The 6,395-nt window shown below is 67.6% G+C and carries 3 protein-coding genes; all 3 read right to left on the reverse strand.

The genetic code is table 11. The features are described 5' to 3' along the window. Positions 1–112: 112 nt before the first annotated feature. On the reverse strand, positions 113–1,642 hold the full coding sequence (locus AC08OU_RS13210; protein WP_476601701.1) for a class I SAM-dependent DNA methyltransferase: 1,530 nt from the start codon (positions 1,640–1,642) through the stop codon (positions 113–115). Next, on the reverse strand, positions 1,639–3,201 hold the full coding sequence (locus AC08OU_RS13215) for a restriction endonuclease subunit S (protein ID WP_476605006.1): 1,563 nt from the start codon (positions 3,199–3,201) through the stop codon (positions 1,639–1,641). Before AC08OU_RS13215 ends, AC08OU_RS13210 begins: the two co-directional genes overlap by 4 nt. After that, the coding region (locus AC08OU_RS13220) for a type I restriction endonuclease subunit R (RefSeq protein ID WP_476605007.1) at positions 3,198–6,395 on the reverse strand (3,198 nt) is incomplete at its 5' end. The genes AC08OU_RS13215 and AC08OU_RS13220, both read right to left, overlap by 4 nt.

The following is a 6,395-nucleotide window of genomic DNA, read 5'->3' on the forward strand; positions in this document are numbered from 1 at the left end:
CTGCGGTGTAGGGCTGCGTCCAGACGTGGTGGACTAAACGTCCGTGTCGAACCCGCGACGCGGACCACGGGATGGGGTCGCGGCGCGTCAGGCCCTTTCACACCGCAAGGTCTCAGTCGGACGAGGCGGCATCGTCCGGTGTAGCGGTGGCGTCGGCGGAGCGGTTGGCCGCGAGGGCATCTGCGATGGCGGAGAACTCGACCAGGGCGGCCTGGAGCTCCTCAACGATCTCACGGGCGATGACGTCGGGAGGTAGCAGGCTGTCGGCGTCGTCAAGGCTGGGGTCGCGCAGCCAGGTGATGTCGAGGTTCGCCTTGTCCCGAGCGGCCAGCTCATCGTAGTCGAACGGGCGGAACCGCTCGGACTCGGTGCGGGTGCCGCGCGGTTCCCCCGGCCGGTAGCAGGCGACGAAGTCGCCGAGGTGCTCGCGGCGCAGCGGATTCTGCTTCAACGTGAAGTGCTGGCCGACCCGCAGGTCGTACACCCACAGGGTCGCCGTCCACGGCGTGCCCGGCCGAGCCCGGCGCCTGTCGAAGAACAGCACGTTCGCCTTGACCCCGCCGGCGTAGAAGATACCGGTGGGCAGCCGCAGCAGGGTGTGGACGTCGTATTCCGCCAGCAGCCGGCGGCGGACCGTTTCCCCCGCCCCGCCCTCGAACAGCACGTTGTCGGGCACGACGACGGCGGCCCGGCCGTCCACGTCCAGCGACGACGCGATGTGCTGGACGAAGTTGAGCTGCTTGTTCGTGGTCGTCGTCCAGAAGTCCTGCCGGCTGTACGCAATATCGTCCCGGCCAGCGCGGCCGTCCTCACCGATCACGGTGATTGAGGACTTCTTGCCGAACGGCGGGTTGGCGAGGATCATCGTCGGATTCCCGCCGTACCGGCCGGCGAGCGCGTCCCCGACGTCGATGAGGGTGTTGCCGTTGGGGTGGCCGATGCCGTGCAGCAGCATGTTCATCGCGGCGAGCCGGGCGGTGCCGTCTACCAGCTCCATACCCCGGATCTTTCCGCGGCTGAAGCCGGCGCGCTGCTCCGGCGACAGCGTGGCGCCATGATGGCGCTGGATGTAGTCGGCGGCGGCCAGCAGGAAGCCGCCGGTGCCGCAGGCAGGATCGAAGACCGTGTCGTCCGGACCCGGCTGGAGGCAGTCGACCATGGCCGCGGTCAGTGCGCGGGGAGTGAAGTACTGGCCGGCGCCGGACTTGATATCCTCGGCGCTCTTGGCCAGCAGCTCCTCATAGGCGTCACCCTTCACGTCGACACCGGTCGACGACCACTCCTCCTTCTCAATCAGATCGACGATAAGCCGCTTGAGCTTCGCCGGATCCTGGATGCGGTTCTGCGCCTTGCGGAAGATCACGCCGAGCATGCCCGCCTCCTTGGCGAGATCCTCCAAGGTGTGTCGGTACGCGGTCCCCAGGTCGTCGCCGTCGTAGTCGAGCAGCTTCTGCCACCGGTCCGCGACTGGCCGCAGGGCTACGTCCGGGTTGAAGCTCCGGTAAGCCCGCTCGTGCGCCATCTTCAGGAACAGCAGGTAGGTCAACTGCTCGACGTAGTCGATGGTGGAGACGCCGTCATCGCGCAGCACGTCGCAGTAGTTCCACAGCTTCGCGACGAGCTGCCGTGCCTTCGCGCTCACCCCAGCACATCCTTGTCGTTATCGATGGCAACATCGTCGAGCGGCAGCATCGGCGCGGACACGACGGAGGCCCACTCTCCCATCGGCCGGGACGCGGTCCCCACCGCCGCCGCAGACTGCCCCTCCTGCGCCGGAAGCTTGCGTGGCCGCCGCCTCGGCGCCTTCACCGCACCCGCCCGCTCCGCCCGGATCCGCTCCAACAACACCGACGCCGACTCATCCGCCGGATCCTGCGCCACCAGCCGCCCCGTGAATGCCTCCGCCAACAACGCCTTCCGTAGCACGGTAGCCTTCGCGAGACCTCCACGCACCAGACGCTCGCCGGTGTCCAGGACACTCAGCCATTCTTCGGCTGCGCTGACCAGATCAGCCTGTGCTTCTACCGGGGGAATCGGAACGGGAAGCCGCTTGATCTGGGACAAGCTGATCGAGGCGAGGTTGACGCTCTGCCGACCATTTTTCTCGCACCAGCCCTGACCGAACTCGTTGGCATGCCAAGCGAGCAGCTTCGGATGCAGAATTCCGTCATACAGACGAACTCGAAATACATGGTTCTGGTGAATACATCCGTCGATCTGCCCGTCCCACACCCACCCACGTCCAAGCTTATCGCGGTCCCCACCTTCGTTCAGAAGAACATCGCCCGGCTGAAGAGTGAGCGCACGAGCCTTGGCTGCGGGCACCCGGATCGTCGATATCTTCGCAAGATCCAGATAACCTCGCTGCACATTCGCCACACGCAGGTACGGAACCTCAGGAAGGTCCGGGTCGGATTTCTTCTTGCCGTCCTTGGTCACCCCACCCACCACGTCGGCGATCTCTCCAAGACGGCACCAGTGCCACTCCAGTGGAATCCCCGGAACATCACCGTCTACCGACACTCGATCATGAAGAAATGTGACACGTGGCGCGTCGGCCCACCGACCAACCCTGCCGAAGCACACCGCCGACAGCAACGAACTTCGCAGATGATCAATTCGCAATAACGTACGTTCCAACCCGCCTACGCCTTGCCTGATTCTCTCAAGCGACCCTTCGAGGACTGCGACAATGCGGCGCTGCTCGACCAACGGAGGCACCGGGAGAGGTACACGTCGCAGCTCCCCGAGGCCAAGACGAGGTCGACCGACTCCCCTGATCTTGGACGCCGAATATCTTCGAGACTGCGGTGAGGTCAGGGCATGAAGCAGCCAACTCGGTTCGATGGAAGGGTGGGGCCGAACCCGAATACAATCGGCCTTCACGACAGCTGGTACTCCGAGATCCGGAACAATACATGCCCGAGGGAGTTCCCCACCCAGCGAGGCAGCAACGAGGTCACCCGCGTGCACTTCGTGCGCACGCAACTCCTCGAAATGATCGAGGTCTATATAAGCCTTGTCGCTGTCGTTGAAAGCACCGTCACCAATGTTCTGAAGGCGAATCACTCTGGCACCCGACGAAGTGTAGTGGCGCGAAGCCAGGTTCGACCCAAAAGGCCCGTCGGTGATGGCTCTGGGTTCTACCGCCAGCAGGTCTTCCAGACAGGCCCATTCCCAGCCGGGGGGGAGGTCGGTCATGCGGTGAGGCCGGCGCGGAGGGTGTCGAGGACGGTGCTGGCGCGGTCATTACCGAAGGCGGCCAGGAAACCGTCCGTTCCGCCGCGTTGAGTGAACGGCCACTCGTCCAAGTCGCCGTCAGCGAAGCCCGCCGCACTCACCACGATCTCCTTGATCTTCTCCAGCCACCACGTCTGGTCGCGGGTGAACGTGACGCCGACGTGCCGCTGCGCGGCGAGCCAGGCGGTGAACCGCTCCTCGACGACGGTCCGGTGGGGTCGCGGCTGGACGTCAACGCCCAGCTCATAGCGGATCAGCCCGATCAGATCCAATGGTCCGTAATTTACCTCCGGCTCCTCCGGCGCCAGCCCCAGCACCCGGTACGACCGCCACAGCGTAGTCGGCGACCACAGGTACGGTGGTCGGGCGATCCGCGCCGCCAGCTCGATCACCTGGGCGTACACCGGCCGCGGCCCGCCGCCGTGCTCGTAGGACGCCTCGATCAGAGCGATCTCGTCGTGGTGCTCGCGGAGGAACGCCCGCCAGGAGGTGACCTGATCGCGCGCCAGCTCGGTCCGGTCGACGCCCCCGGCGGAGAGCAGGACGTCCGCGTTCACCTCGTCGATGGTGATCTCGTGGGCGCGGCGGATCTCCAGCATGCGGGCGCGTAGGGCGGGATTGGCCGCCAGCGGGCGCACCGCCGCCTTCACCAGCTCGCGGATAGCGGCCGGGCCGGCGGCCTCGGCGTCGGCCAGCCGGTCCGGGTCGGCGGCCTGGATCAGGCTGCCGATCACGGACGTCAGCGGCGTCTGCGCGAGGGCCTCCAGCTCGGTACGTTCCTCGGCGGTGAGCTGCTGGTTGAGCCGGGCGAGCCGGGAGGCGAGTGTCGCCGTTTCCGCTGCGGTGATCTCCAGGCTGCCGGCCTTGCGCAGCAACGCCTCCAGGCTGATCTGCCGTTCGGTATGCCGGGTCAGTGGGGCCGCGTCCACCCGCTTCGTGTCGACGACGCCGATCGCGTCGACCAGTACGAACCGGTCCTTGGTGCGCACGTCCGGGGTGACGCTCTGGAACTCGGTCGGGTCGATCGTCCGCGCGCCGCGCCCCTTCATCTGCTCGAAGGCGACCGGGCTCTTCGGGTTGCGCAGGAACAGCAGGCATTCCAGCGGACGCACATCCGTCCCGGTGGAGATCATGTCGACGGTGACGACGACGCGGAGCTCCGCCGAGTTCCGGAACGAGGCCAGCAGCTCCTCGGTGTTCCGTACCGAGTAGGTGATTTTCGCGGCGAAGTCGTTGCCCCGGTTGAAGACCTCCCGGATCCTGCGGACGATCTCGCCAGCGTGGTTGTCGTCGCGGGCGAACACCAGCGTCTTCGGCACCTCGGTGCGGCCCGGGAAGATCTCGGTGAACAGCCTGTCCCGGAACGTCGTGAGCACCAGGTCGAGGTTTCCCTCGCTGATGACGGATCGGCCGAGCTGGTTCGGGCCGTAGCTGAAGTCGTCGTCCAGCTCCTCGTACCGCTGCGCCCGGGTCCGCCGGTCACGGCGCGGCACGGTGATGCCGGCCTCGATGGTGTCGCCCCGCTCGCCATGCTTCGTGCGGATGCGGTAGACGTCGAAGTCGACGTTGACCTTGTCCGCCACCGCCTGCTGGTTGGTGTACTCGCTTACCAGGTTCCGCTGGAAGTACCCCAGCGTCTGCTTCGTCGGAGTCGCGGTGAGCCCGACCTGGAAGGCCTCGAAGTACTCCAGCACCGCCCGCCATTTCCCGTAGATGGAACGGTGACACTCGTCGATGATGATGAGGTCGAAACTCTCCGGCGGCAGGTCGGCGTTGTAGGACACGGCGGCCGGCTCGGCGTCCTCGTCGCCCATCTCCGCCGGGCCGTCGTCGAGGTCCGGGTCGTCGGTGTCGGCATCCGGCACGCTGCGGCCCGACAGCACCGCGTACAGCCGCTGGACCGTCGAGATAACCACCTGCCAGGAGTCGGCCATCCCCGAGCCGGCGAGGATCTCGGCGTTGTACAGGTCGGTGAACCGGCGGCCGTCATCCGGGATCGGGTAGCCGGAGAACTCGGTGCGCGCCTGCCGGCCCAGGTTGTTGCGGTCCACCAGGAACAGGACGTGGCGGGCCCGCGCGTGGCGCAGCAGCCGGCAGCTCGCGGTCACGGCCGCGTACGTCTTTCCCGCACCGGTCGCCATCTGGATCAGCGCCCGCGGCCGGCCGGCGGCGAGCGAACGTTCCAGCCCGGTCACCGCGTCGACCTGCGCCGGCCGCAGCGACCCGGTGGCCAGCGGAAACGCCGCCGGCATCGCGGCGAGCCTGGCCCGCAGGGTCGGGTACGCCGGGTCCTCGTCGGCCTCCCGCATCCATCGGGCCAGTGTCGCCGGCTGATGGAAGGAGAAGACCCGCCGGGCTCTCGGTGCGGGGTCGAGGTCGTTGGTGAACTGGGTCTCCACCGCCGTTGTCTCGTACCGGAACGGCAGCGGGGCACGCCAGGCGGCCATCCGCTGCTCCTTCGTCAACGTCTCCGCGTATCGGGCGGACTGGCTCTCTACCTGGGTGAGCGGCGTCCCCTCCCGCTTCGCCTCGATCACACCGACCAGCGTCTGGTTGACGTACAGCAAGTAGTCGGCCGGACCGGAGGCCGTGCGCCCCTCACGCACCGCCACCCCGTCGGCGGCGAACAGGTTCAGCGCGGAGACGTCCTGCACGACCCATCCGGCCGCCCACAGCATCCGGTCGACCTCGGCCCGGACCTGGACCTCCGTGCGCGGCTCGCGGGCCGCCACCCTGGCCCGTTGGATGAACGCCTCACGCTCGTCCGCCGTCGTCCGCCGCTCACGGCCGCCCACCCCGGATACCCGCACGCCGGTCTGCGGGGACAGCACCTCACGCACCGACATCGCGTCGGCGTCGGCGTCGAACACCATCCCCTCGACCGCACCACCGACCTGCGCATCGGACCGGTCCGCGGAAGAGACCACCGTGAGCGTCGAGATCCGCCCATGGAGATCCACAACGGTGGAATGCAGCGCCTGCATCTCCGCCTGAGCGTGGGCGAGTGCCTGCTCGGCCTCCGCCCGGGCGGTCCGCTCCGCCGCCAGCCGGTCATGGCTGCCGTCGAGGCGGAGCCCCGTCTCAGCCAGGCGATCCCGGTAGGCGGCGAGCTCCTCGCGCAGCCGGCGTAGCTCGGTCGCCTCCGCGGCAGACGG

The organism is Frankia sp. CcMO1, from assembly GCF_977945845.1.

Coding starts and splice junctions, on each gene's coding strand:
- AC08OU_RS13215 (WP_476605006.1), bottom strand. CDS start 3,201: ATGACCGACCTCCCCCCCGGCTGGGAATGGGCCTGTCTGGAAGACCTG.